Origin of the sequence: Paenibacillus sp. FSL H7-0714, assembly GCF_038003765.1 — a bacterium.
In the GTDB taxonomy this organism is placed as follows: Bacteria; Bacillota; Bacilli; order Paenibacillales; family Paenibacillaceae; genus Paenibacillus_AQ.
Genome location: NZ_JBBOPT010000001.1, coordinates 441248 through 465423, shown reverse-complemented (window position 1 = coordinate 465423; position 24176 = coordinate 441248). Strand labels below are relative to the sequence as shown.

Sequence of the window (24176 nt, the reverse complement as noted above, 5' to 3'; positions counted from 1 at the left end):
CCTGAGAAATTACGTAAAAAGTTGAAGTCATTATAACATGTTTTAACAGGTCACTCAGGGACTTATCTTTTAAAAAAGCCCTCCTAAACCCGTGGGGGATAGGAAGGCTTTCGGAATCGATTTTAAATTGGTTTAGGGAGTCCACACGCCGTGCTCTTTATCACTGCCAACATACTCAATACGCGTTGGAGTAAGTTCAAGAATCACATAATTAGGGTCATCAGGCCCTGTAAACCATGGCTCCAGCTCTTTGTTCCACACCTTTGTGCGCAGCCCTTCATCCTTAGAAACGGTAGCGGTGGCTTCAATCTCCAGCACGTCTTTGCTTCCGCCTGACTCATATCCAAGCAGCAAAAAAGCATTCGGATTATTCGATAATTCCTCCACCTTATGAGTTTTGCGATTCGTAGCTAAATAAATCTTCAAATCCTCATGGAAAATGGCCATGTAACGTACTTTCGGCTTATTTCCTTCTTCGATCGTACCAAAGGAACCAAACTTGTTGTCATCCAATGCTCTAATAATGAGTTGCTCCAGTTGTTTGTTATCCATTACGTAAATCTCTCCCTTCAAGCATGTAAACAAAAGTTTATATATCCAAGCTCACCGTTTGGATTTATCATAACAATGGTGCTTATTATAATGTACCCTTCAGGTTCACATTGAATCCGACCTTACTCCATAAACTACTTTCAATATAAGGGGCTTACTTCGTGAAAAAACTGATCTGGATCGGCTGTCTTTCCTACTTTGTCATTGGCCTTGCTCATGTAGTGCTGGGATCTATTCTTCCCGTTCTGCTACAGCATTATGACCAAAATTATAGTGCCGGCGGGCAATTAATCTTTAGTCAATTTGCTGGTTTTCTGGCTGGTGTGCTTGTCTCTCCCCTACTCAATCGCCGTTTTGGGAAACGAGGAGGCATCATTATCGCCACCGCTCTTCTCCTGACTGCTGAGATTGCGTATGCTTTTCTACCCCCTTGGGAGTGGATGTATGTCATTGCTGTTGCGGCTGGCTTTGGTTTCGGTATGATCGAAGCCGTCATCGGCACCATCATTATCGGAGCTGTGACAGAAGGAACCGCGATTGCGATGAGCCGACTTGAAGTCCTATTTGGGATAGGAGCACTTGTAATGCCTCTTATCGCCAGTCCGCTCATTGCTAACGGAGCATGGAGATTGGCATTCCTAATTGTCGCTGGCTTCTCATTACTTTCCCTCATTCTCTGGGGAAGAGGCCATTTTGGGAATCTGCAGCGCATACTGGACGAGCGAGCACCTCGCAAAGTCTCAGCATCCGCACATTCCTCGCAGTCCAGCACACAGCTTCCGTATAAAGGGAAACAATGGATTCTGCTGGGCATCTTCATCCTTTTCTTCTTTCTTTATGTAGGTACGGAGATGAGTCTGGTCAACTTTATGCCCGCCATCTTTATCGCCAAGCTAGGGATGACAGAATCTGCGGCGGCGCTGACAGTCACTTTCTTTTGGCTAGCTATGTCTACGGGAAGATTGTTTGCTGGAGTGATTGCAGAGAAAATTTCTTACCGTGTATATATTTTAAGTAGCTGTTTACTGACCTTGTTACTGCTGGCTCTTTTTCCGTTCACAGATAATCTATTAGCTGCATTCATCGTAATTATGCTACTTGGGCTATTTATGTCCGGTATTTTCTCCATAGCTCTAGTCTTCTCCAGCAAGATGCTGCCAGGAGCCGAAGAATCAACACCCAGCATAATGATCGCTGCTGGAGGTGTCGGCGGAGCTCTGCTGCCCCTATTTATGGGCTGGTCTATGGACCATCTAAAAGTGGCACAAACTGCTGGGTTACTTGCCGGTTTTGCCGCCTTCTTGTTCTTGCTGAGCATTGCCGCATGGAGGTTCCAATCCAGGCAAGCAGTGCAAAGAAAGAGTTCCAGTATTTAGAATGTTAATATGGTATCAACCTAATCCTTTTAGGGTAATGTCATCTATAAGCATATTCTGAGCACAAGGATGGACGATGAATGGATAAGCTTTCAACTGAGCCTTTATTACATACTGCGCTTATGCAGTTTATTTTTCCCTTTTCAATAAAAAAGGGCGATTCTAAGAAGCTTATCCAACAATTGCAGGATGATGGCTTCACACGTTTTTTTCTGGATAATAAAGAGTTAGAAAATGCCTATTACGGAGAAGGCCACTGTGTTTCCCATGAACGGATGGAGCGCACCTATTTACCGTTTGCTGCACACATTCTTTTTCCACGCAAGAAGGACGTAGACTCTTTCTGCCGCTTTTCCAGAGTCAATAATCTGGACTGTATTCTAGAGATTCCTCAGCAGTCTATATTTTTTAAAATTCTTTCGACGGATATATTCATATGTCCTTTTCAGCTTGGATTTGTGACGATACGTGTCCAGCTTGAGGGGGATTCGATTCCCTTTAGTATTGCACTGGAATTCGCGGACCGCTTCCGGACGCTTGAGAATACCTTCGTACAGGATGACTACACCTATATCCATTGCGGGGAACAGACCTATGAGATGGTAGAGGATTTTGTCTTCCGAAATCTGGTGGATGGACTGGAGCCTTTTCTGGATCACTCGGATATCAATGGGGCTTATTTCGAGACCCTTCCCTTTTTCGTAGATGAAAGAATGCAGGTGCAAGCCTTTTATGGCTTTCAAAGTGAAGGAGATTCTGATGAGATTAGTATAAATATGCGCTATCGCGCCTCTCAGCTTGATGGAATTGATCTGAACGGGAAGCCCTATGCCAGTGCCAGCGATCCAGCGTATATTGCGAACTACTGTCATGAGCATTCCTATAATCGATGGGGCCCAGACTCGTATTATATGATGAATGAGCAGACCTTTTGCTGTCTAACCCGAGCTGAACCAAAGATCGCCGTTAGCCTCGCCAACCAGATGTACGGGCAATATTATTACGGATTTCTACTCAATATTTTCCACAAAATCGTTCTGCTAAAGCTGGCAAATATGCATTCCCGACTACGCATAAACCACGATTATGATGAGATCGATAATTTAATCTACTCGATTAATAAATTCTCGGCAAAGTTCTATTTCTTGGAGCTGATTTCACAGTCGCAAGGACGGGAGATTTTTCTTCAGCTGCGTAAAGTATACGGGAACGACGCTCTGTTCGAGGAAGTAAAAGAAACCTTGACTGACCTTTTTCAGTATCAAGATAAGTTCCAGTCGAAGCGCCGGGATAATCTGCTGATGATCCTCACTGTATTTACGGTGGTAAGTGGGATTTATGGCATGAATCAAGTCATTGACGATCTGGATGGAAAGATTCAATGGAGTAAGATGGTTAGCTATTCCCCCTTTGAGTTTCTTGCTCTTTTCGTGATTATGAGCGGGATAATGATCAGTGTTGTCCTTACGCTAGGTGCTCTGGTTACTGAGCTTAAGCGGCGTCATCGCAAGAAACATAAAGATCTGGATTAATGAAAACGGACGGAGAGATTTGAAAAATTTAGGAGCGTGCTACTAGACATTCCGAGAACAGCCGTCTATAATACACCGTATGCAAGCATAAACGCCTTCAGCGTCCTTATAAAGACGATTAGCGTTTAAGCGAGAAATACCCGTTAACTTCATAGAACCAGGGGTGCTGGAATTGGCCGGCTGAGATTGTATCCCACAAGATACTGACCCTTATACCTGATCTGGATAATGCCAGCGTAGGAATCGCCAATTGGTTTTGGTCCCTGTGACCTTTACTAACCTTGCGCCAAGCCAGCGTCCCGATCACTCGGGGCGCTTTTTTTGTGTAGATCACAAAAGATGTAGAAGAAATGTACATACTACACTTTATGGTTCATGTTGGATGACGGGATCTGGCAACCTTAAAGGAGAGAAGAAGACATGCAAGTCAAAAAAGTACTTATGCTTGGCCTCACCTGTATGCTCATTCTTGCGATTGCCGGATGCGGCAGCAACAATGGGAATACAGCCGGAAACAAAGGAAATGCTGCGGAATCGAATGCAGCGACCGGATCAAATGCTCCAAAAGAGCTTACCAAAGTTAAGGTTGCACTGGATTGGACACCGAATACGAACCACACCGGTCTATACGTAGCCAAGGATCTTGGTTATTACGCGGAAGAAGGTCTGGATGTAGAAATCGTTCAACCTGGCGCAGCGGGTTCTGATACTATGGTTACCTCTGGCGAAGCTGCTTTTGGAATCAGCGCTCAGGAAGGATTGACTCTAGCTCGTCTACAAGGCGTTCCCCTTGTCTCGATTGCAGCCATTATTCAGCATAATACTTCGGGATTCGCCGCTCCAGTGGATCGCAAGATTAAATCACCAAAAGATTTTGAGGGTAAAACTTACGGAGGTTGGGGCTCTCCCGCTGAGGAAGCAGCCATGAAGGCGATCATGGACCCTGTTGGTGGCGATGTGAAAAAGGTGAAGCTAATCAGTATTGGTGAAGCTGACTATTTTACTGCAGTCAAACGTGACATTGATTTCGCTTGGATCTTCTACGCTTGGACCGGTATTGAAGCCGAACTGCGTGGTGAGCCTCTGGATATGCTCTACTTGAAGGATTATGCGCCTCAGCTCGATTATTACACCCCTGTGCTGACCACGAGTGAGAAGCAGATTTCTGAGAATCCAGATTTGGTGAAGGCTTTCCTGAAAGCCACATCGAAGGGTTATCAATATGCGATTGATCATCCAGAAGAGGCTGCCGCTACATTATCCAAGGCTGTGCCTGACCTTGATGCCGAGCTTGTCCTAGCTAGCCAAAAATGGCTTAGCCCGAAATATAAGGACGACGCCCCACGCTGGGGAGAGCAAAAAACCGAGGTCTGGCAGAATTACGGCGACTGGATGTATGATTTGAAGCTGCTGGACAAACCGCTGGATGCAGCTAGTGCATTCACGAATGATTTTTTACCGGCGGAGTAAATAACAATTATAAATGAATTACTTCGTTATCAAAGTTGGCTTTTTGAACTACCTATACAATTTGAGAGGATTGATTATTGTGGCTAATACATTATTAAGCATTCAAGTAATTCCTAAGACTCCAAACAATGAGGACTCCATCCCATACGTAGATAAAGCGATTGAAGTTATTCAAAAATCCGGCGTTAAACATCAGGTGAATCCACTGGAAACTACTATGGAAGGTGAACTGAGCGAGCTCCTGGAGGTTGTACGTCAAATGCAGGAGGCGCTGATCGAAGCAGGTAGTCCAAGCGTGATCTCCCAAATCAAAATCGCTCATAATCCTAACGGAATCAGCATGGATAAATTGACGGAGAAATATCGGCCGTGAGATCGACCTGGAAGCTAATATGGCCGCCCCTTGTGGCGGTCGTCTTCTTTTTAACCGTATGGCAGTTATCTGTTTCTCTATTCCATATCGAATCCTGGATTCTGCCGAGTCCTGCTGATATTGCTCGCGAATCCACCAGTAATGCCTCAGGTCTCTGGGCTCATACGATGGCTACGCTCCGACTCACATTAATCGGTTTTCCTATTGGTACAGGTGTAGGCTTGATCGTCGCTCTACTTTTGCATCTTTTACCTTGGGCTAGACGGGCTTTTTATCCACTCATTATTCTGAGTCAAAATGTTCCCTCTATCGCACTCGGACCACTGCTTATCATCTGGTTTGGCTTCGGTCTTTTGCCCAAAATCGTGCTGATTACACTGGTATGCTTCTTCCCGGTAGCTGTCGCTGCAATGGGCGGCTTGTCTCAAAGTGATCAGGTCATGATGAATTATATGAAAATGGCTGGCGCAAGCAAGTGGCAAATCTTCACCAAGCTGGAGCTTCCGTCTTCTATCCCTGCACTATTTTCCGGTGTGAAAATATCTGCTACTTATGCGGTTATGGGAGCCGTGGTCGCTGAGTGGATTGGCGCGGATAAAGGGATTGGCTATTATATGCTCCTGCAAAAATCGGCTTACCGTACGGATCGGATGTTTGTCGCTATTGTTATTATTGTGCTCCTTAGTCTTGTGCTTTTTGCGATTATCGCCTTGCTCGAAAAATGGTTAGTTCGCTGGAAACCGCGCCGTAACTCATAGAAAGGAAGATGCCTGTATGTCTCAAGTGACGCAAATAGAGCAAAGAACAACTGAAAACATAAGCTCTCCTGAAGCTCATACTGCACCACCTGCTCTTGAAGTAAGCGGCATCTCCAAGTCCTTCACCCATCGTCGCCGCGAGACGAACGTGCTTAACAACGTCTCTCTTAAGGTAGAGCAGCAAGAGTTCGTTTCGATCGTCGGTCCTTCCGGCTGCGGAAAAAGCACCTTATTCCATATGATCGGCGGACTAGTGAAGCCCGATGCAGGAACGATCCGCATGAACGGCAGAGCCGTTACGGGTCAACGTGGTGAAATCAGTTATATGCCGCAGCAGCCTGCGCTTTTTCCTTGGCGAACGATTGAAGATAATGTACTTCTAGCCGGGGAAATTAAAGGCGCTCTGCAGGATGGAGCTCGTGAAGAAGCGCGCCAGTGGCTCGCCAAGGTTGGCTTGAATGGATTCGAACAGGCTTATCCGCATATGCTGTCTGGTGGGATGCAGCAGCGTGCTGCTTTTCTCAGAGCATTGCTGGCTCCGCAAGAGTTGATGCTGCTCGATGAACCTTTCAGCGCATTGGATGCACTAACTCGCAGTGAAATGCAGCGCTGGCTGCTGGAGCTGTGGGAGGAGAATCGCCGCTCCGTGCTATTCATTACCCATAACATCGAAGAAGCGTTGCTGCTCTCGAATCGTATTTATGTATTCTCGGGTCGCCCCGGCTCCATCCTACATACTGTTGATGTGCCATTTCCACGGCCACGCCGCGATGAGATTACGGATTCCCCGGAATTCCTTAAACTCAAACGCCAGCTGTCACAGTGGATGCGAGAAGAACAAGCTAAAAGCGAGAAGTAGCTTTTTGAATAGAGGTCACTCCACTCACTTTAAACGAGAGATTAAACAAAGAACCGCCCGGGCTTCAATTAGCCCAAGCGGTTCTTTTGTTTTAACCAGAATAGCAGTTAAATCTTATTGTGCTTGTACAAACTCAGCAGATTTAATCCCTGCTTGACGGCCGAAAATAATGATTTCAGCTACAGAGTTACCACCGATCCGGTTTTGACCGTGCAATCCACCTGTAACTTCACCAGCCGCATACAGGCCAGGAATAGCAGCGCCGTCTTTATTTAATACTTCTGTGTTCGTATTGATCTTCACACCGCCCATGGTGTAATGAATCCCTGGGGCGATCTTAATAGCGTAGTAAGGACCCGCGGATAAATCGTTGTCCATCCCTGTTGTTCTGCCGAATTCAGCATCGTTCTTGTTCTTTACCGCGCTGTTCCAAGTATCAAGTGTCGCTTTTAGCTTATCGGCTGGAACACCGATTTCTTTCGCCAATGCTTCGATGGTATCCGCTTGGATCACGAAGCCCATTTTGTCATATTGTTCAATTGCTTTCACGCGTGATTTGACGCCGGAATCAAAGACAAGCGTTGCCGCTTTTTCAGGAAGTGCATTGATCGCTTCGGTAACTTTATCACGTGTAGTCAATTCGTTTACGAACCGTGTGCCTTCGCTATTCACGAGGATAGAACCTTCGCCGCGTACAGCTTCCCCGATCAGATAAGATTTTTCTTGTTGAACTGTTGGGTGAACCTGGATTTGATCCATATCAACGGTGGTTCCGCCAAGTGCCTCAATCATCTTGATGCCGTCGCCGGTACTGCCGATTTGGTTAGTCGTTACGTATCCTTCCAGATCAGGTCTAACTTTTGATATCATATCCATGTTGGATCCAAAACCACCTGTTGTTACAACAACTGCCTTCGCTGTAATGGTTTTTTCATCAGCTTGGTTAAAGAGTACTTTGACGCCGTTAGCCTTACCGTCTTTTTGAGTAATTTCTTTAACATCCGCGTTCACAAACAGTGGAATTTCTTTTTCTTGTACGTTTCTAACCAATCCTTTGACAAGGTATTGGCCTACCGCAGAGCCGTCTTCTGGACGGTGGGTGCGTTTTTCGCTCATGCCGCCTGTGATCGTAATATTGTTCAGCTTGATTCCGATCGAATCCAACCAATCGATTGCACTTGCGGAATTGTCAACGAAGAAACGAAGCATCTCTTTATCGTTCGTGTCATGGCCGCCCTTTAGTGTCTCTTCATAAAACTTATCATTGCTATCTTCAATGCTTTGCTCTTTTTGAAATTTCGTTTGGGAAGCGTTCATTCCTGAGGAGGATTTACTTGTATTCCCACCTGCAACCGGCATTTTTTCTAAAATAACAGGGTTCAAGCCTTTGGCCTTAGCTTCCAGTGCAGCAGACATTCCTGCACCACCAGCACCAACAATAACGATATCATAATTATCTTTTAATTGATCCAGTGGTGTGTAACTAGCTTCTGATGCACCTGATACGGCTTCAGCTTTATCATTTTTGGCCGTCTCATTTACCTTACTTTTGTTCTCGTTGCCATTACTATTACCTGCGCTGTTGCTATTACTGTTACCGCAGCCTGCGATTACGAGCATGACAGAGAGAATGAGAATGAGAGCAGTACTTGTTGTCTTCTTCATCTTTATAACGCCCCTTTGTGAATGTTTTCACATTAATGATAACGCAAAGATGCTGTTTTGGGAAGTTTTTTATGTAATTAGTTATGGTTACTGTTACATTTCCATGAATATTTTCATTTAAATTTTCATAAAAATTCTTAATTTCAATATTTCCTCAGCTTACTACTCAAAAAAAGCCACCCTTTCCAGGGCGGCCATCTGCCTTATTTCCTAATCATAGCTCGATACACGAATTTAGGAAGAACTGCTTGCCTGCGCCAGCGCGACTTTTGTCCTTTGGCCACAGGTGCGAATAAGAGTCGATGCAGCCACTCCAAATTGAGCTTCTTCCATATCGCAGGGGCTGGAGTCACTTTTCCCGCTATAACATCCAAGCTTCCCCCCACGCCAAACACAACCTTAACCTGAGAAAGCGCCTGTTTATGCTTATAAACCCACTTGTCAGAGTATGGAGCCCCCATCGCGACAATCAGGAAATCTGGCTGTGCGTGCTGAATCTCTGCCACAATGGCCGGTTCCTCTTCTTTAGCAAGAAAACCATTATGTCTTCCGGCAATTTTCACATTCGGATATAGCTCTGTAATCTTTTCGACCGCTTTACAGCTGGTATGCTCATCCGTGCCTAAGAAATAAAAGCTCCAGCCCAGCTTATTCCCTTGTGCGAGCAGCTCAAGAAGTAGTTCATACCCCGTAACTCGTTCAGCTATAGGGTCACCTTTTCTTCTCGATGCCAGCACAATGCCAATCCCATCAGGAGTAATCAAATCTGCCTCATGGAGTATGGTTCGAAGCAGCTCATCCGATTGGCTTGTTATCGTAATTTCCGGGTTCGCCGTAATCAAATGAAATAGCTTCGGTTCTCCGGATTGAATATGTTTTGTTAGATGAAGTGTTGTCTCGTTTAGTGTTAGTTTTGAAAAAGGAACGCCTAATATAGAGACTGTCCCAGCCATTTAATCACCTCTTACTGAAAAGTTCATTCCAGTATACCTTACCGTAATCAAGAAGGATAGTCAGCGTCATTACTCCGTTTATTCATCCAAAAACTTCCACCACTCTATTAACCAAGGTTCATCGATCCCCCGCAGGCGGAATTCCTCCAAAAGTATCTTTCGAAATTGTTTTTCCATTTTGACAAAATTATTGTCCTCCTGGTACATGGGAGCAAAGGATTCATCCTCTCTAAGATAACTCCAAAAATCGCCTGCACACTCCAAAATCTTTCGACCTACGACCGTTTGCTGCGCTACGGGAACAAGCCATTTGTCATAGGGATACGGATAACCTTCAATAGTGATTGCACAGCGTAAAGCCTCTTTATAAAGGGAAACCGCTAAGAACAAGATTGGAAAGGCGTCGCCACGAACTACAGGATTATCTAGACTTCTGGCATAGCTTCTTAGCTGTATGTATGAATTCTTACGAATTTTCATTAGTACTTCAGGTTGGAGTGGAACATAGGAATGGAAAAGTGACTTCAGATCCAGCAGATCGTAGTAAATATAGGACACTGATGCATTCCACAGCCATTCCATATCCCCGCTCATTAAAGCTTCTTTGATATCAGATATTTTATGGAGTGTATAATGCCCTGTCTTCCCACTCGGAAGCCTTAAATCCATAAAAAAACTACTGTGCTCCGGAATCAGCCCTTTTTCCTCGAACCGATGATTAATACTGTTGTAAGACTCATCCTCACAAATAATGATTATATCTACATCCGACTGCCCATCTACCACCCCGAGTGCGGTCGATCCATCTAGGATAATGCTTACCCTCTGACGATCTTCTTGCAATAACGGATGATTCAGGATCTCTTGCGTAATGAACTTTCCAATCTCCTCTAGTAATTCGCGATGAAGTAGCAACTTATCAGGTGTTAGTAAAATATCCGACAATACTGATTTCATCATCATATCCATTAGCCTCCAATCGATCTCAACCCCACTATTAATATAGCGCTTACATTTAATCTCAAATGTAGATTCGGGAATATTATTCTACACTCCGAAGATACATCTTGCAACGATATATGTAGTACCCTTTTGCCTAAGCCTAAATATAATGAAGTATCTATTTACTTGAAAAGGGGTATAAGCATGGCGCAGCCAAAAGTGATTGCTACAGTCCGCTCTGCCGGACCGATCGGAGATATCGAAGTAAATGTCAGCACAAATAGGGTATACTTTGTTAACCCAGACACTGAGGCTGGAACTATCGGGGTACTCGATGGCATAACGAATCGAATTATCGCACGCATCAATGTTGGAAGACTGCCAACACAGCTTGGGATTAACCCCCAAACTAACCGAATCTATGTAACAAATTTTCGTGACGATACGGTTTCTGTTATTAACGGGCGGACAAACCAGGCGATAAAGACTGTGAAAGTGGGCCGCATGCCTGATAATATCGGAGTAAATGTTCGAAAAAATTTGATTTATGTAACTAGCATAGCAGGAATTATATTCGTCATCGATGGGAAAACAAACCAGATCAAAACGAAGATTGAAGTCGGCGGTCGCCCTTCCAGAATCGTTATTAATGAGCTTACAAATCGTATATATGTGACCAATACAATAAAAAATTCCGTCTCCGTCATTAATGGAAATACACAGGCTATCATTGCCACCATAAAAGTCGGTAATAACCCTGTGATACCACCCGCACTTAATGTAATCACAGGCCGCATTTATGTCGCTAATAACTTAAGTCGGTTTCTCTCGGTAATCAACGGCCGCAACAATAAATTGCTGCAAAATGTACAGCTGGGGCGTCTGCAAAGTGAGGTCGTTATCAATCCGCTGACAAACCGTATCTATGTCTCAAGTGCACAAGTTGAAGGTAAAGGAAAGCTATTCGTCATCAATGGAAGTAACAACAAAATCATCACTACAAAGGTTCTGCCTACCTCCTCCAACATAACCATTAATCCGAATACAAATCATTTGTTTGTTGGTAATTTCGATAAGAACCACATGTCCGTTTATAACGCCACCACGTTTAAAAGGCTCGTAAGATTCCCTTTAGTGTCAGGCAGTACTGTGCTAAACCCAGTCACCAATAGAGTTTATGTTGGAGGAAATGATTCCATCACAGTCATTCAGGATGTATCAGAACTTATATTTAAAAAAGGCGCCCACCATTAGGTGGGCGCCTTTCTATATAACAAATCTCGTAGAACTAATGCGTTGTAACCTGCTTAGCAGCTACTTTCTTTGCAGTCACTTTCTCTTCTGCCGTTTCCTTAGGCTGTACACCTCTTTTAATAAAGAAGGCTAGAATAAATGCAATAATCGCTACGCCTACAGATACTAAGAATGCATCATTAATTCCTTCAATAGTAGCTTTCGCAATGACTTGATTTTGTATACCAAGCAATTGGTCTGCCGAAGGTTTAGTCGTTAATTTACTTATAGCATCAGCGACCATATCTTTCACATGTGAAGTGGTACTGTTAGACATAATGGTTACGAGCAGTGCCCCACCTATTGCCCCTGATACTTGCTGAATCGTACTGTTCATAGCTGTACCATGCGGCGTATATTTGGCTGGGATAGAATTCAAACCATTGGTCATAACTGGCATCATCACCATAGAGATCCCGAACATTCTCACAGAATATAGAATCATGAGTGTCGAATATTTAGTCGTTTCAGTCAGATCACTAAAGAAATACGTACTAATTACTACAATCGCTAGACCGATTAGCGCTAATACCTTACCGCCGAATTTATCGAACAATTTACCTGTGATTGGAGACATAACACCCATAATTAACGCACCAGGCAACATTAGAAGTCCCGAATCCAATGGTGAAATCCCTCTAATATTTTGCAGGTAAATCGGCATTAGCATCATCGCTGAGAACATTGCCATATTCAGTGTAATCGAAATCGCTGAAGATAAAGCGAACATCGGATATTTGTACACTCTGAAGTTAAGCATAGGCTCCTTCATCTTCATTTGGCGCATAATGAAGATCACTAATCCAATCGCTCCGATAATAAGCGCGGAGTAGACCATTGGATCATCCCATCCTTTATTCCCAGCAGAACTGAAGCCATATAGGAGACCCCCGAAACCAATCGCTGATAGAACTACAGATAAGAAATCAATCTTAATAGCCACATCTTTTTTAGGATCATGCAATTTGAAGAAGGCCAGAATGAACACCAACACAGCGATTGGGGCAATCATAAAGAATAGTACAGGCCATTCATAGTGCTGAATAATCCATCCAGATAATGTAGGTCCGATAGCTGGTGCAAAAATCATAACCAGCCCGAACATCCCCATAGCTGAACCACGTTTCTCAGGTGGAAAGGTAGTGAACAATACATTCATTAATAATGGCATCATGATCGCAGCCCCTGAAGCCTGAACCATTCTGGCGATCAGCAACACAGGGAAGCTTGGTGCTAATCCGCCGATAAAGGTTCCTATCGCAAATAATCCAATCGCGATTAAGAACAACCGTCTCGCGGTATACTTTTGAATCAAAAAAGCTGTTGAAGGAATCATGATCCCGTTCACCAGCATATAGCCCGTTGATAGCCACTGTACCGTTGAGGCACTGACATTAAAATCCTTCATAATCGATGGTAAAGCTATATTGAGTAGGGTATTACTCAGTAAAGCAACAAATGCACCAATCATGAGGATTGCCAATATCCCGTAAGATGCTTTACTTTCTTTTGCTTTCATTTTGGAATCCTCCATTCTATAATCATACTAACGGTTCAAAATTGAACTCGTGTTATAATCCGGTGTAAAATATATTACTCCCTTATTTCTCGCTTGGCAAGACAAAAATCACTTAAAATTGAAATTGTATTAAGTGGAAATATACGCTAGTCTATATTGGAACAAAGAGTTCAGCTTAAAGGGGCACCTCAGATGATAAATAAACGAAAAGAGCAAGTGGTTCATAAAGCGCATGAATTATTTATTGAAAAAGGCTACCACGCCACATCCATTCAGGATATTTTGAATCATAGCCGGATCTCCAAAGGATCTTTTTATAACTATTTCCCTTCAAAAGGGGATCTCTTTAAGGCTGTATTTACGTCCATTCACGATCGACTTGAAGAAGGGCGAAATTCCCTGCTCATAGGTCAAGATCCTTCTGACATTAAGATATTTGCCGAGCAGATTCAGCTGGTCATGAAAATCAACAAGAAAAATAAATTGTTACAGCTCGTAGAAGATGCTTTGGTCTCCAATGACCCAGACTTAATAACGTTTATCAAAAAAACAAAGTTCAACCTCCTTACCTGGGTACATGAACGTTTCCTTCATATTTTCCCTGAGGATAAGAAACCCTATTTACTGGACGGAGCCATCATTTTTACCGGAATTCTGCAAAATATGCTACAAATCAACAGTGCTATGAATGAAGTCATCACCTCTAAGCAAATCATTGATTATTGCACTACGCTTATCCAAACCATTGTTGAAGAAGTAAGTCAAATGGGCATTCAACTCATCTCACCAGAGCATGTGGGCAAATTATTACCCGCAGCGGAATACAGTGATTTTTTCAATAATGATTTATCCTTTGCGACCATCAGCTTAAAAAAAGTAATAGAGAGATCATTTACAACTGGTGATGCGAACCTCACTAATTATCTAAAGCTGTTATACTTTATCCAGGAAGAAATCATGAACAACAAGGAACCGAGACAGTTCTTAATCGAAAGTGCTCTACTATCCTTAAGGACATGTCCTAATCTAAATGAAGCCAAAGAGTTTAAGCATTATCAGGATGTATTATCTAAAATGCTGTAAAGCTAACTAAAAGTGTGGTGAAGCATTTGTTCAAGCTATTATTAATCGAAGACGATTCAACGCTGTTTAATGAGATCAAGGAGCGACTTACCCAGTGGTCTTATGATGTGTATGGCATTCAGGATTTCAGCAATGTCACGCAGGAATTTATAGAGATCAAACCTGATTTAGTCATCATCGACATCCAATTACCTAAATTTGATGGGTTTCATTGGTGCCGAATGATTCGTTCCCACTCTAACCTTCCGATTATCTTCTTATCATCCCGGGATCATCCTACGGATATGGTAATGTCGATGCAGCTTGGAGCCGATGACTATATTCAAAAGCCCTTCCATTTCGATGTACTCATTGCCAAAGTACAAGCGATTCTTCGGCGCGTCTACAATTACAACACGGATAACCTTGAGCTCAAGACATGGTGTGGAGCAACCGTGGATTATGAGAGAAATGTATTGACGCATGATATGGGATCGATTGAGCTTACGAAAAACGAGATCTTTATATTGAAATTGCTTATTGAGAAAAAAAATAAAATCGTCACCCGCGAGGAATTAATCAATAGCTTGTGGGATGATAAACGTTTTATAAGTGACAACACCCTTACCGTCAACGTAAACCGGCTGCGAAAAAAGCTGGATGAGATAGGCTTGGGTAGTTTCATTGAAACGAAAGTAGGACAAGGGTATATGGCCATCGAAGAGGAAGCACTATGATTAAAAAGTATCTCTTGGAAAGAAGTAGCTGGATCCTACTAGTCCTCTTTACCAATCTTTTTATACTTTTTGTCACCTATATGGATTCATCAATCCCATTCTCTTCAGTTCTCTATCTGGTCTCCTTGTCGATGCTTTTTTTTGTGATGTTCTTAATCCTTCGCTATCCCAGAGAAACCAGGTTCTATAAAAGCTTGGTTGAGCGAGATGATGATCTGGATGTAACGAGTATCGCCACCCCCGAAAGCCCGTTTGAGCATATTATTGAAGAGAGTATTATCAATCAAGCTAAATGGTTAAAACAGGCTGCCTCGAACAATCAAATGACGTTAGAACAGGAAAAAGATGAACTATTATCGTGGATTCATGAAGTGAAGACCCCTCTGACAGCGATGCATCTAATGATGGAGCGAATCGAAGATGATGTAATGAGGAAACATCTGACCTATGAATGGCTGCGCATACATCTTCTGCTGGATCAACAGCTACATCAAAGGCGAATTCCCTTTATCGAAAATGATCTGTATATAGAACATATCGATTTAGAAACGCTTATTTTCGGGGAGATTAAGACGTTGCAATCCTGGTGTATTCAGAAGGGAATCGGCTTTGAGCTGAACTTGGAAGTAGCTGAAGTACTTAGTGATGCCAAATGGCTGGCTTTTATTATCCGACAACTACTAACCAACGCCGTAAAATATAGTGAGGCTTCAGATATTACAGTGAGTAGCTATCAGCAAGCTGAGCATATCGTTCTTGAGGTGAAGGATGGTGGGCGCGGGATAGATCCCAAGGATCTGCCTCGGATATTTGATAGAGGATTTACTTCCACCACCGTGCATCGCGACAATGCCGCCACAGGTATGGGATTATATTTAGCCAAAAAAGCGGCGCAATCCTTGTTGATCGTCATCGGAGTTGAATCGAGGCCCGGATCAGGGACGACATTCACTTTAACCTTTCCGCTTAAAAATGAATTCGTGAAGCTCTCAAGCGTGTGACAACAATGTCACATGCTTTTTTATTTTGTTCGGGCAATCGAAGGATAAGAACGGCAAAGCCTTTTATAATAAAGCTATACAAAAAGAACGAGTATAAAAAGGGAGTGAATCATTATGGCAATTCTTGAAGCCACTAAAATTCATAAAAGCTACGGAAATAAATTAAACAAACAATCCGTGTTGAGTGGACTGGATATTTCTATAGAAGAAGGCGAATTTGTTGGGATCATGGGCTCTTCCGGTTCAGGAAAGACCACCCTGCTTAACGTTCTCTCGTCAATTGATCAGATCAGCAACGGATCGATTACCATTGAGGGTACTGAAATTTCTAATATGAAAGAAAAGCAATTAGCTGAATTTCGGAAAAATCATTTAGGATTTATTTTCCAAGAATACAATCTCTTAGATACGCTGACGGTGAAGGAGAACATCCTGTTACCTCTATCCATTACCAACATCCCTAAGAAAATTGCCAATGAGAAATTCGAAAACGTCGCGAGGGAGCTGGGGATTTTAGAGTTGAAAAATAAGTACCCGAATGAAATCTCTGGGGGTCAAAAACAACGCACCTCTGCAGCTAGAGCCTTCATTCATGATCCAAGCATTATTTTTGCTGACGAACCTACAGGAGCCTTGGACTCTAAATCTGCTTCTGATTTGTTAAACAAGCTGAGTGAACTAAATCAAAGACGAAAAGCAACGATCGTTATGGTTACACATGATCCAGTGGCAGCTAGCTATTGCAGTAGAGTTATTTTTATAAAGGATGGTACGATCTATACGCAATTAAATAAAGGAGAACAATCAAGACAAGTCTTCTTCAACGACATCATAAAAACACAAGGTGTATTAGGTGGTGTGCAGAATGAGCATTAATGTACTGATGCTTCGAAATCTGCGAAAAAACATCAGAAATTACTATCTGTATGTATTTGCTCTCGTTTTTAGCGTGGCCTTATATTTCGCCTTTGTTACGTTGCAATACGATCCTTCGATGGATGCGGTAGAAGGCTCGATCAAAGGTGGCGCAGCAATCAAGGCTGCCTCAGTCTTACTGGTTGCGATTGTATCCATTTTCCTGTTATATGCAAACACTATCTTCATCAAACGCCGGGGAAAAGAAATTGGTCTGTTCCAGTTAATAGGGATGACCAAAAGTAAAATATTCCGAATCCTTTCGGCAGAGAATTTCATCCTATATTTTGGTTCTTTAATTCTAGGAATAGCCGTGGGCTTTTCTATTTCCAAATTAATTCTTATGATTCTTTTTAAAATAATGGGGATCGATGCGATAGCATCCCTTCGTTTTTCTACCCCAGCCCTGGTTCAAACGCTGATCGTATTCTTTGTAATCTATCTTTTGATCATGCTGATGAATTATGGATTTATTAAAAGACAAAGCATTCTATCCTTATTCCGGGTGACCTCAACCACAGAAGGCAACGTGAAAAAGCTGTCCTTCTTTGAAATGATTATAGGGATCGTTGGGATTGGATTGATTCTGCTTGGCTATTCGATTTCATCCCGATTATTTAGCGGAGACTTAACATCAATGACTGAGCTATCTATATCCATGATCACTATTCTGGCTTCAGTTATCATCGGGACTTATCTTTTTTATAAAGGCTCGGTAAGCTTTATCTTTCATCTCATTCGTAAAAAGAAAAACGGGTATCTGAATATTAAAGAGGTGTTGTCTCTCTCCTCCATTATGTTCCGAATGAAATCAAATGCCGTACTGTTAACCATCATTACAACGGTATCAGCTCTGGCGCTGGGTTTATTATCCTTGAGTTATATTTCTTTCTACTCTGCTGAGAAAAGTGCGAAGCTCTATGTTCCGTCAGATTTTATTCTTACGGATATCCAGGATGCTAAACAATTTAAAGAGGCATTAACGACTGAAAATTTGCTGTTTACGGAAAAAATAACCGAAGTCATTCAAGTGGATGTAAATATAGAGAAGCTTCTGGCAGAAAATTCCAAGGCGCTCGGTATGATGTCGAATAATATGACTCTTCCCGTCATCAGTGAAAATTCGCTGGAGGGCATTGATCTATCCCCTGATGAGGCCTATTTTACGAAGACAAGTAGTGCAATGGAGAATCTGATTTCTATGAAGGACCAGGGTGGCATTGAATTCAAGGGACAACATGAAGTCATTCCGCAGTTTTATAAAAGAATTGATATGGAAGCCCCCGTTTTATACAATTTCACAGGTGGTGGCTTACCCCTTGCTATTGTAGACGACACGACCTTTGAACGCTTAAAGAAGGATCTAGATCCAGCCCTTCAAAGAAAGTCCTCTCTTAATATCGGCATCGATATGAAAGAACGGGCAAGCGTTGAGCAGGCTAATGAGCTTTTTCAGAACATGAAATTTGCAAAAGGCCACATAACCGACTCTCAACTGGAGACGAAGAACAATCAAAAGCAAACTATGGGACTTATCATGTTTATCGTGGCCTTTCTGGGGCTAACCTTCCTGATTACCTCTGGATGCATTCTTTACTTTAAACAAATGGATGAAAGTGAGAATGAAAAGCCCAACTACACGATCCTCAGAAAGCTTGGTTTCACGCAAGGGGATCTGCTTAGAGGGATTCAGGCGAAACAATTATTTAATTTTGGGATTCCATTAGTCATTGGATTGCTTCACAGTTACTTCGCCGTAAAATCAGGATGGTTCTTCTTCGGTACAGAGCTCATGACACCGATGATTCTGGTGATGCTGCTATACACCGCTTTGTATTCGATTTTTGCAGTGCTATCCGTGTTCTATTATAAAAAGGTAATTAAAGAGTCACTTTAAAAAAAGAGGGGTTCCACAAGCCAGCATGGCTTAGGAACCCCTTGTTGTTATCATACCTCTATCTCCTATCTTCATATTCAATTCTAGTTAACCCGTAGAAGACTATATCCTCGAATTTATCCCATTTTAAAATATGCCGTTTAAATTCTCCTTCAAATCTCATTCCAGCTTTTTTCATAACGTTAGAGGAGGCAGGATTTCTAGTCATTGCCGCTGCCCATATTTTATTTAATGCGAGGTCTTGAAATCCAAAATCAATTAATCGCTTAGCTGCTTCAGTCGCATAGCCATCTCCCCAAAAAGGTCTTCCTACCCAATAAGCAAGCTCACCTCTTTTATGCGATTTGTCTATATTTAGACTCATACAGCCTATTAAGGTATTACTCTCTTTACTAATTAAAGCAAAAGGAAATCCTTCCCCTTCGTCTGCGCTTTTCCTACAGGCACCAATCCAAGATTCAGCCGCTCCATCAGGGTATGGATGAGGAATAGACAGCGTTGTTCTAGCTACTTCTATATCCCCAGCAAGCTCTTGAACTTTACTTGAATCTGTGGATTGAAACGGTCTTAGTATTAACCTTTGTGTTTCAAATGTAGGTTGCATAGAAAGTACCTCTCACTATTGGATTTTCAATAGATTATATTGCAATTGTTGGATATTGCAATACATATATCAGCTATTCACAATCCCCAATACGAAACCATCATACCCTTTACTTCCCACTGTCTGAATGGCAGTAGCCGAAATCTTAGGCTCTTCAGCCAACAGATCATAAAATTCACGTACGCCTACTACACGAGGATCTTTGCTATTCTTGTTAATGATCTCGCCTTCACGAATCACATTATCGCCTATAATCACTGTACCGGGCCGGGAAAATTGAAGCGCCCACTGTAAATAGTTAGGGTTGTTAGGTTTATCAGCATCAATGAATATAAAGTCAAAGGGCTCCACACCCTCCTGTTTCATCTGAGACAATTGCCCCAAAGCATCGCCTATACGAAGTTCTATCAGATCATCTACCTGAGCAAGCGCGAAATTGGCCCCAGCCACCTGAGCATGAGATGGATCTAGCTCTAAGGTAACGATTTGTCCATCAGACGGAAGCGCTCTTGCCATCCAAATCGTGCTGTACCCACCCAAAGTGCCAATCTCCAGAATCCGGCGTGCACCTTTCATTTGAACCAATAGGTTAAGGAATTTTCCCTGACTAGGTGAGACATCAAAGGGCGGCAGCCCTGCCTGTTGATTCGCGGACAACACTTCCTCCAGCACGGAGTCCTGCGGAATTAAGCGCTCTGTAATGTACTGATCGACTTTATCCCATGTAGTCGTTTGATTCATATTTATCACTTCTCCTTTGAAATAAAATTTTCATTTCCACAATTAGGGATCGGTCGTAACTACGAGGAGTGTTTGGACTTCCGGCCGCTGTTGTCTCCAGATTTCTTCGATTAAAACCACTATTCTTGGTTGAAATCCGTAGACAAAGGCGGTCGCTGACGCTCCTACAGTTCCAAACCTCCTCTTCGGTACTCCTTTTCCCTAACTAAAGATTCAAGTTCAACTTCAACTTCAACTTCAACTTCATACCTGTATTGTAAATCAGTTATAATCATAAATATAATATATCTTTAAATCTAAACTATATATTAAATATATGAATTAAACGATAGCAGATAGGAGCTTAACCATGAATCTACACGCCTTGCGCTTATTCCATGTGATCGCATCAACGGGCAGTGTGACACGCGCCTCCGAAACTTTAAATATCAGTCAGCCTGCGATTACGGCTCAGATCAAGAAATTCGAAAAGGAACTATCCTTCGCCCTATTTAAGCCTCAAGGTAGAGGAATTTCTTTAACGGATGCGGGTGAAGAGCTTGCTCTACTCGCGAAAAGACTGTTCGCCGTTGAACAGCAGATCGAACAATTTGCTCAAGATTATGTAAACGGCACGAATGGAAGTATTCGTCTAGCCGCGACGTATTTGCCCGCTCATTTCCTTATTCCTACCTGGATCGCAAAGTTCAAGCAACAATATGAGCAAGTGGAAATGGTGATTACTACCACCAATTCAAGCGATGCCCTGAAGCAGCTGTTAAATGTAGACGTGGATATGGCGATTTACGGAGGGATTACCGAAGCCTATCCAGATACGATCCGGACAGAAGAGTTATTTCAGGATGAGTTATGGTTTGTGGTCGCACCCCATCACCCCTATGCACATCAGCGAATTTCTTTATCCGAAATGATGAAGGAGCCCTTTGTCATGCGTGAGGAAGGGAGTTCGACGAGAGAGAGATTATTATCGTTATGCCGTACATATAATACGCCAGCTCCCACGATCTCTTTGCAGTTTAATGGACTTCATGAAGCGATTCAAGCCGTTATCGCCGGGTATGGCGCCAACTTCGTCTCTTCACTCGTTGTTCGCGAATATGTTGAACGTGGAGAGTTATGCCGAGTTTATGTTGAAGGCATACATCTGAAGAACAGCATTGCGATCTGTACGCGAAAAAATGAACCATTATCCGCCTCAGCGGCAAACCTTATTCAAATGATTCGCCAAAATCCTTATACGATGTAGCATTTTTTAAAAAAAGACTGCTTACTAGGCTGACTATATCCAGCCCGGAGAGCAGTCCTTGTAAGTACAGGCTTTATTGGAACGCCTTACGCTTGCTTCTTCTCCGTTAAATAGTACAAGAAGGCCAAGATCGGCAGCGCCAGACCGATCAAGCTGGTCAGACTCCAGCCCCCGTACGCATATGCCCAGCCGCCTAGTGAAGAGCCAACGGCTCCGCCTACAAAAAATATCGCCATAAATAATCCGTTTAAACGTCCTCTCGCCTCGTTGCCAAGGGAATAAATTGCCCTTTGTCCAAGCACCAGATTACCCGATACCCCCATATCCAGCATAATAGCTGCTGCAACCAGCAATCCGAGCGTCACTCTTGAATCATTCTGAAACAAGTAAGCAAGAAGAAAAGCCACAGCTGCCAGCACAAACGCAAGTCCGGTCAAAGGGCGGGTCCAGCCCCGGTCAGCCAATCTCCCAGCGATGGGAGAAGCGATAGCCCCAGCCACTCCGGCTAGCGCAAACAAGGCAATGCCTTGCTGACTTAAATGATACGTATCGGCCAGATGCAAAGAGACCGTCGTCCAGAACAGGCTGAAAGCTCCAAACAGGCTAGCCTGATAAATCGCCCGGCGGCGTAACACTGGCGTACTCTTCAGTAAAGTACCTAGAGAACGGATCAATCCGCCATAATTCATTGTAGGCACAGGTTGACGCTGCGGCAGCACACGGGACAATAGAAGTGTTAATAAGGAAATCACTACGGCGGATATGGCATAAATCGCATGCCAACCCCACAATCCAGAGACAAAGCTGGCCAGTGGCCGGGCGAACATAATACCGAGCAGCAGCCCACTCATTACATTACCGACCACCCGGCCGCGCTGCTCTTCAGCAGCCAGAAAAGACGCATACGGCACAAGAATCTGGGCAGCTACGGAACCGAGACCAATGAACAGGGATGCTCCCAAAAAGATCGCTGCATTCGGAGCTAGTGTGGCTGCTACCAGTGATACCACCACCACAGCCAGCGACACCACTGTCAGGCGGCGATTCTCAATAATATCGCTAAGCGGTACTACGAACAAAAGTCCAAGAACGTATCCTACCTGGGTCAAAGTTACAATCAGACCCGCTGCCCCAGAAGAAAGCTGCGTAGCTTGGGCGATCTGTCCGATCAGGGTTTGGGCGTAATACAGATTGGCCACAATTAGTCCGCAGGAGGCCGCTAATAGAAATGTAATCCATCCAGGGATCGTCTTTCCTTCCGCATGCTCCATCGCTGAATTCACTGAACTTCCTGAACTTACAGGATTCATTCGTCTTCCTTGATTCATAAGATCTCCACCCTTCGATTATAAATACTGAACGTACAGTTCATTAATTAATTTAAATATATACTGAACGTTCAGTTTTGTAAATAGGCGATTGGCTACTTCACATAACCTTTTGTATAATGAACGTATAGTTTCTTTTTAGATCGCAAGTTAAATAAAGGATAGATTAATCGGGAGGGATCTCTGATGGATAAAAAAAGAGGACGGCCGCGCAATAGCGAAGCCGAGGCTTCTATTCTGGCAGCATCGTATGATTTACTACTAGAGACTGGATTTGGTGCGGTGACCGTAGAGAAAATCGCGGAACGGGCCAAGGTAAGTAAAGCGACCATTTATAAATGGTGGCCTAACAAAGCAGCTGTGGTCATGGACGGCTACCTCTCTGCAGCATCCGCAAGATTGCCAGTGCCGGACACCGGTTCGGTCATGGACGATATTATGATGCATGCCACAAACCTGGCTAATTTTCTTCGCAGCCGAGAAGGAAAGATCATTACCGAGTTGATCGGCGAAGGTCAATTTGATGCCGGCCTTGCTGAGGCCTATCGTGCGAGGTTTTTCGCTCCCCGTCGCCAAGAGGCACGACAGTTGTTGGAGCGTGGGGTGACCCGGGGCCAATTAAAAGCGGAACTGGATATTGGGATCACGATTGATCTGCTGTATGGACCGATATTTTATCGGCTTCTGATCACAGGGGATGAGCTAGACGAAGCTTTTGTGAAATATTTGATCACCTCTGCCTTTGAGGGTATCAAAGCATAACGAGCATAAACGCCTTTGGCGAAACTTATACTTTCTTATATTTTAAAAAGCCATCCTTTGCAGGATGGCCTATCACTTATATTTACACCGTTCGATCTAAGTTAACTTCAAACGTGTCTCCAGTTACATAATCCATATACCTCGTATTCCCATCGTAATCCAAATAAGCTTGATAGCGGGTACGAATAGCCGGTTGTGTAATCCAATCAAGTACTTTCTCTTTTGCCATCCACATCACTTCAGAGGTTTCCTCCGAGGTACATAATTCCCCACCCACAGGCTTGCAGATAAAATCAAACATAACCTTGGTAGGAACATCGGTTACACCGTCATACCATTTATGAATGCCTGTATTGGAATACACACCAATCAATTGAGATACCGTGACGTCTATTCCACTTTCCTCTTTAATCTCTCGAATTAATGCATCCACCAGGTTCTCTCCGACCTCTACTTGTCCACCAGGAAATACCCATCCACCATCATGAGTCTTTACTAAAAGGATATCTCCTTGTTCATTTTCTGCGAATCCACCTGCCGCTACAATATGTGTTGGCCAAGCCATAGAATGCACCTCTTTTTAGAAGAGGT

Annotated in this window: 23 protein-coding genes and 1 riboswitch; of the genes, 14 read left to right on the top strand and 9 right to left on the bottom strand. The window is 43.3% G+C overall.

The genetic code is table 11. From position 1 onward, the window contains the following. Nucleotides 1–132: 132 nt before the first annotated feature. Nucleotides 133–552 carry a pyridoxamine 5'-phosphate oxidase family protein gene (locus tag NST34_RS02075; RefSeq protein WP_076300096.1) on the bottom strand — a complete coding sequence of 140 codons (420 nt, stop codon included), beginning with the start codon at nt 550–552 and terminating at the stop codon, nt 133–135. A 161-nt stretch (nt 553–713) separates the two neighbouring features. Here NST34_RS02075 and NST34_RS02070 point away from each other — a divergent pair, with 161 nt between their 5' ends. The 6 genes from NST34_RS02070 (at nt 714) to NST34_RS02045 (ending at nt 6920) form a co-directional block, all read left to right on the top strand. Further along, nucleotides 714–1928 carry an MFS transporter gene (locus NST34_RS02070; protein ID WP_076300095.1) on the top strand — a complete coding sequence of 405 codons (1215 nt, stop codon included), beginning with the start codon at nt 714–716 and terminating at the stop codon, nt 1926–1928. 80 nt (nt 1929–2008) lie between these two features. Further along, the gene (locus NST34_RS02065; RefSeq protein WP_341127032.1) at nt 2009–3460 is read left to right on the top strand and encodes a hypothetical protein; all 1452 of its coding nucleotides are present in this window, start codon (nt 2009–2011) and stop codon (nt 3458–3460) included. Nucleotides 3461–3609: 149 nt separating this feature from the next. Further along, nucleotides 3610–3720: riboswitch (TPP riboswitch) on the top strand. A gap of 160 nt (nt 3721–3880) precedes the next feature. After that, nucleotides 3881–4930: an ABC transporter substrate-binding protein gene (locus NST34_RS02060; protein ID WP_076300093.1), complete on the top strand. Its 1050-nt coding sequence runs from the start codon at nt 3881–3883 to the stop codon at nt 4928–4930. Nucleotides 4931–5009: 79 nt separating this feature from the next. Beyond that, nucleotides 5010–5303, top strand: coding sequence for a thiamine-binding protein (locus NST34_RS02055; RefSeq protein ID WP_036682688.1), 294 nt, complete (start codon nt 5010–5012; stop codon nt 5301–5303). Beyond that, complete coding sequence (locus NST34_RS02050; RefSeq protein ID WP_076300092.1) at nt 5300–6061, top strand: ABC transporter permease; 762 nt, start codon at nt 5300–5302, stop codon at nt 6059–6061. Before NST34_RS02055 ends, NST34_RS02050 begins: the two co-directional genes overlap by 4 nt. A 16-nt stretch (nt 6062–6077) precedes the next feature. Beyond that, a complete protein-coding gene (locus NST34_RS02045; protein ID WP_081393129.1) occupies nt 6078–6920 on the top strand; it encodes an ABC transporter ATP-binding protein in 843 nt (280 codons plus the stop codon). 114 nt (nt 6921–7034) lie between these two features. Here NST34_RS02045 and NST34_RS02040 read toward each other — a convergent pair whose 3' ends face one another. The 3 genes from NST34_RS02040 to NST34_RS02030 form a co-directional block, all read right to left on the bottom strand. Further along, nucleotides 7035–8585, bottom strand: a complete 1551-nt coding sequence (locus NST34_RS02040) for a flavocytochrome c (RefSeq protein WP_076285167.1) — start codon at nt 8583–8585, stop codon at nt 7035–7037. 203 nt (nt 8586–8788) lie between these two features. Next, nucleotides 8789–9538: a WecB/TagA/CpsF family glycosyltransferase gene (locus tag NST34_RS02035; RefSeq protein WP_076285166.1), complete on the bottom strand. Its 750-nt coding sequence runs from the start codon at nt 9536–9538 to the stop codon at nt 8789–8791. Between the two features lie 78 nt (nt 9539–9616). After that, complete coding sequence (locus tag NST34_RS02030; protein WP_076285165.1) at nt 9617–10501, bottom strand: nucleotidyltransferase domain-containing protein; 885 nt, start codon at nt 10499–10501, stop codon at nt 9617–9619. 183 nt (nt 10502–10684) lie between these two features. Here NST34_RS02030 and NST34_RS02025 point away from each other — a divergent pair, with 183 nt between their 5' ends. Then, the gene (locus NST34_RS02025) at nt 10685–11734 is read left to right on the top strand and encodes a YncE family protein (protein ID WP_341058968.1); all 1050 of its coding nucleotides are present in this window, start codon (nt 10685–10687) and stop codon (nt 11732–11734) included. Between the two features lie 34 nt (nt 11735–11768). Here NST34_RS02025 and NST34_RS02020 read toward each other — a convergent pair whose 3' ends face one another. After that, nucleotides 11769–13292, bottom strand: coding sequence for a DHA2 family efflux MFS transporter permease subunit (locus NST34_RS02020; RefSeq protein WP_341127031.1), 1524 nt, complete (start codon nt 13290–13292; stop codon nt 11769–11771). Nucleotides 13293–13484: 192 nt separating this feature from the next. Here NST34_RS02020 and NST34_RS02015 point away from each other — a divergent pair, with 192 nt between their 5' ends. The 5 genes from NST34_RS02015 (at nt 13485) to NST34_RS01995 (ending at nt 18904) form a co-directional block, all read left to right on the top strand. After that, the gene (locus NST34_RS02015; protein ID WP_256716355.1) at nt 13485–14375 is read left to right on the top strand and encodes a TetR/AcrR family transcriptional regulator; all 891 of its coding nucleotides are present in this window, start codon (nt 13485–13487) and stop codon (nt 14373–14375) included. Between the two features lie 26 nt (nt 14376–14401). After that, nucleotides 14402–15091, top strand: coding sequence for a response regulator transcription factor (locus NST34_RS02010; RefSeq protein WP_042193184.1), 690 nt, complete (start codon nt 14402–14404; stop codon nt 15089–15091). Then, nucleotides 15088–16092, top strand: coding sequence for a sensor histidine kinase (locus NST34_RS02005; RefSeq protein ID WP_076285162.1), 1005 nt, complete (start codon nt 15088–15090; stop codon nt 16090–16092). The genes NST34_RS02010 and NST34_RS02005 overlap by 4 nt, the downstream gene beginning before the upstream one ends. Nucleotides 16093–16206: 114 nt before the next feature. After that, nucleotides 16207–16968, top strand: coding sequence for an ABC transporter ATP-binding protein (locus tag NST34_RS02000; protein WP_341127030.1), 762 nt, complete (start codon nt 16207–16209; stop codon nt 16966–16968). After that, the gene (locus tag NST34_RS01995; protein ID WP_076285160.1) at nt 16958–18904 is read left to right on the top strand and encodes an FtsX-like permease family protein; all 1947 of its coding nucleotides are present in this window, start codon (nt 16958–16960) and stop codon (nt 18902–18904) included. Before NST34_RS02000 ends, NST34_RS01995 begins: the two co-directional genes overlap by 11 nt. A 58-nt stretch (nt 18905–18962) precedes the next feature. On the opposite strand, the gene NST34_RS01990 is transcribed toward NST34_RS01995, so the two are convergent. After that, nucleotides 18963–19508 (bottom strand): GNAT family N-acetyltransferase, encoded by a 546-nt coding sequence (locus tag NST34_RS01990; RefSeq protein WP_341127029.1) that lies wholly within the window; start codon nt 19506–19508, stop codon nt 18963–18965. Nucleotides 19509–19577: 69 nt separating this feature from the next. After that, nucleotides 19578–20249 carry an O-methyltransferase gene (locus tag NST34_RS01985; RefSeq protein ID WP_341127028.1) on the bottom strand — a complete coding sequence of 224 codons (672 nt, stop codon included), beginning with the start codon at nt 20247–20249 and terminating at the stop codon, nt 19578–19580. A 349-nt stretch (nt 20250–20598) separates the two neighbouring features. Here NST34_RS01985 and NST34_RS01980 point away from each other — a divergent pair, with 349 nt between their 5' ends. Beyond that, complete coding sequence (locus NST34_RS01980; RefSeq protein WP_341127027.1) at nt 20599–21495, top strand: LysR family transcriptional regulator; 897 nt, start codon at nt 20599–20601, stop codon at nt 21493–21495. Nucleotides 21496–21581: 86 nt separating this feature from the next. On the opposite strand, the gene NST34_RS01975 is transcribed toward NST34_RS01980, so the two are convergent. Continuing rightward, nucleotides 21582–22766: an MFS transporter gene (locus NST34_RS01975; RefSeq protein WP_076300174.1), complete on the bottom strand. Its 1185-nt coding sequence runs from the start codon at nt 22764–22766 to the stop codon at nt 21582–21584. A gap of 243 nt (nt 22767–23009) precedes the next feature. On the opposite strand from NST34_RS01975, the gene NST34_RS01970 reads away from it, so the two are divergent. Beyond that, entirely contained in the window at nt 23010–23585 is a 576-nt protein-coding gene (locus NST34_RS01970) for a TetR/AcrR family transcriptional regulator (RefSeq protein WP_076300086.1), read from the top strand. Nucleotides 23586–23667: 82 nt separating this feature from the next. Here the strand turns inward: NST34_RS01970 and NST34_RS01965 are convergent, their stop codons facing one another. Then, nucleotides 23668–24150 (bottom strand): NUDIX hydrolase, encoded by a 483-nt coding sequence (locus tag NST34_RS01965; RefSeq protein WP_076300085.1) that lies wholly within the window; start codon nt 24148–24150, stop codon nt 23668–23670. Between the last annotated feature and the right edge of the window lie 26 nt (nt 24151–24176).

Bases quoted from the DNA above. Each gene is read 5' to 3' on its own strand.
- NST34_RS02040 (WP_076285167.1), bottom strand. From the start codon at position 8,585: ATGAAGAAGACAACAAGTACTGCTCTCATTCTCATTCTCTCTGTCATG.
- NST34_RS01980 (WP_341127027.1), top strand. From the start codon at position 20,599: ATGAATCTACACGCCTTGCGCTTATTCCATGTGATCGCATCAACGGGC.
- NST34_RS02075 (WP_076300096.1), bottom strand. From the start codon at position 552: ATGGATAACAAACAACTGGAGCAACTCATTATTAGAGCATTGGATGAC.
- NST34_RS02035 (WP_076285166.1), bottom strand. From the start codon at position 9,538: ATGGCTGGGACAGTCTCTATATTAGGCGTTCCTTTTTCAAAACTAACA.
- NST34_RS01995 (WP_076285160.1), top strand. From the start codon at position 16,958: ATGAGCATTAATGTACTGATGCTTCGAAATCTGCGAAAAAACATCAGA.
- NST34_RS01970 (WP_076300086.1), top strand. From the start codon at position 23,010: ATGGATAAAAAAAGAGGACGGCCGCGCAATAGCGAAGCCGAGGCTTCT.
- NST34_RS01975 (WP_076300174.1), bottom strand. From the start codon at position 22,766: ATGGAGCATGCGGAAGGAAAGACGATCCCTGGATGGATTACATTTCTA.
- NST34_RS02065 (WP_341127032.1), top strand. From the start codon at position 2,009: ATGGATAAGCTTTCAACTGAGCCTTTATTACATACTGCGCTTATGCAG.
- NST34_RS02025 (WP_341058968.1), top strand. From the start codon at position 10,685: ATGGCGCAGCCAAAAGTGATTGCTACAGTCCGCTCTGCCGGACCGATC.
- NST34_RS02005 (WP_076285162.1), top strand. From the start codon at position 15,088: ATGATTAAAAAGTATCTCTTGGAAAGAAGTAGCTGGATCCTACTAGTC.
- NST34_RS01985 (WP_341127028.1), bottom strand. From the start codon at position 20,249: ATGAATCAAACGACTACATGGGATAAAGTCGATCAGTACATTACAGAG.
- NST34_RS02045 (WP_081393129.1), top strand. From the start codon at position 6,078: ATGTCTCAAGTGACGCAAATAGAGCAAAGAACAACTGAAAACATAAGC.
- NST34_RS02000 (WP_341127030.1), top strand. From the start codon at position 16,207: ATGGCAATTCTTGAAGCCACTAAAATTCATAAAAGCTACGGAAATAAA.
- NST34_RS02060 (WP_076300093.1), top strand. From the start codon at position 3,881: ATGCAAGTCAAAAAAGTACTTATGCTTGGCCTCACCTGTATGCTCATT.
- NST34_RS02020 (WP_341127031.1), bottom strand. From the start codon at position 13,292: ATGAAAGCAAAAGAAAGTAAAGCATCTTACGGGATATTGGCAATCCTC.
- NST34_RS02030 (WP_076285165.1), bottom strand. From the start codon at position 10,501: ATGATGATGAAATCAGTATTGTCGGATATTTTACTAACACCTGATAAG.
- NST34_RS01990 (WP_341127029.1), bottom strand. From the start codon at position 19,508: ATGCAACCTACATTTGAAACACAAAGGTTAATACTAAGACCGTTTCAA.
- NST34_RS01965 (WP_076300085.1), bottom strand. From the start codon at position 24,150: ATGGCTTGGCCAACACATATTGTAGCGGCAGGTGGATTCGCAGAAAAT.
- NST34_RS02015 (WP_256716355.1), top strand. From the start codon at position 13,485: ATGATAAATAAACGAAAAGAGCAAGTGGTTCATAAAGCGCATGAATTA.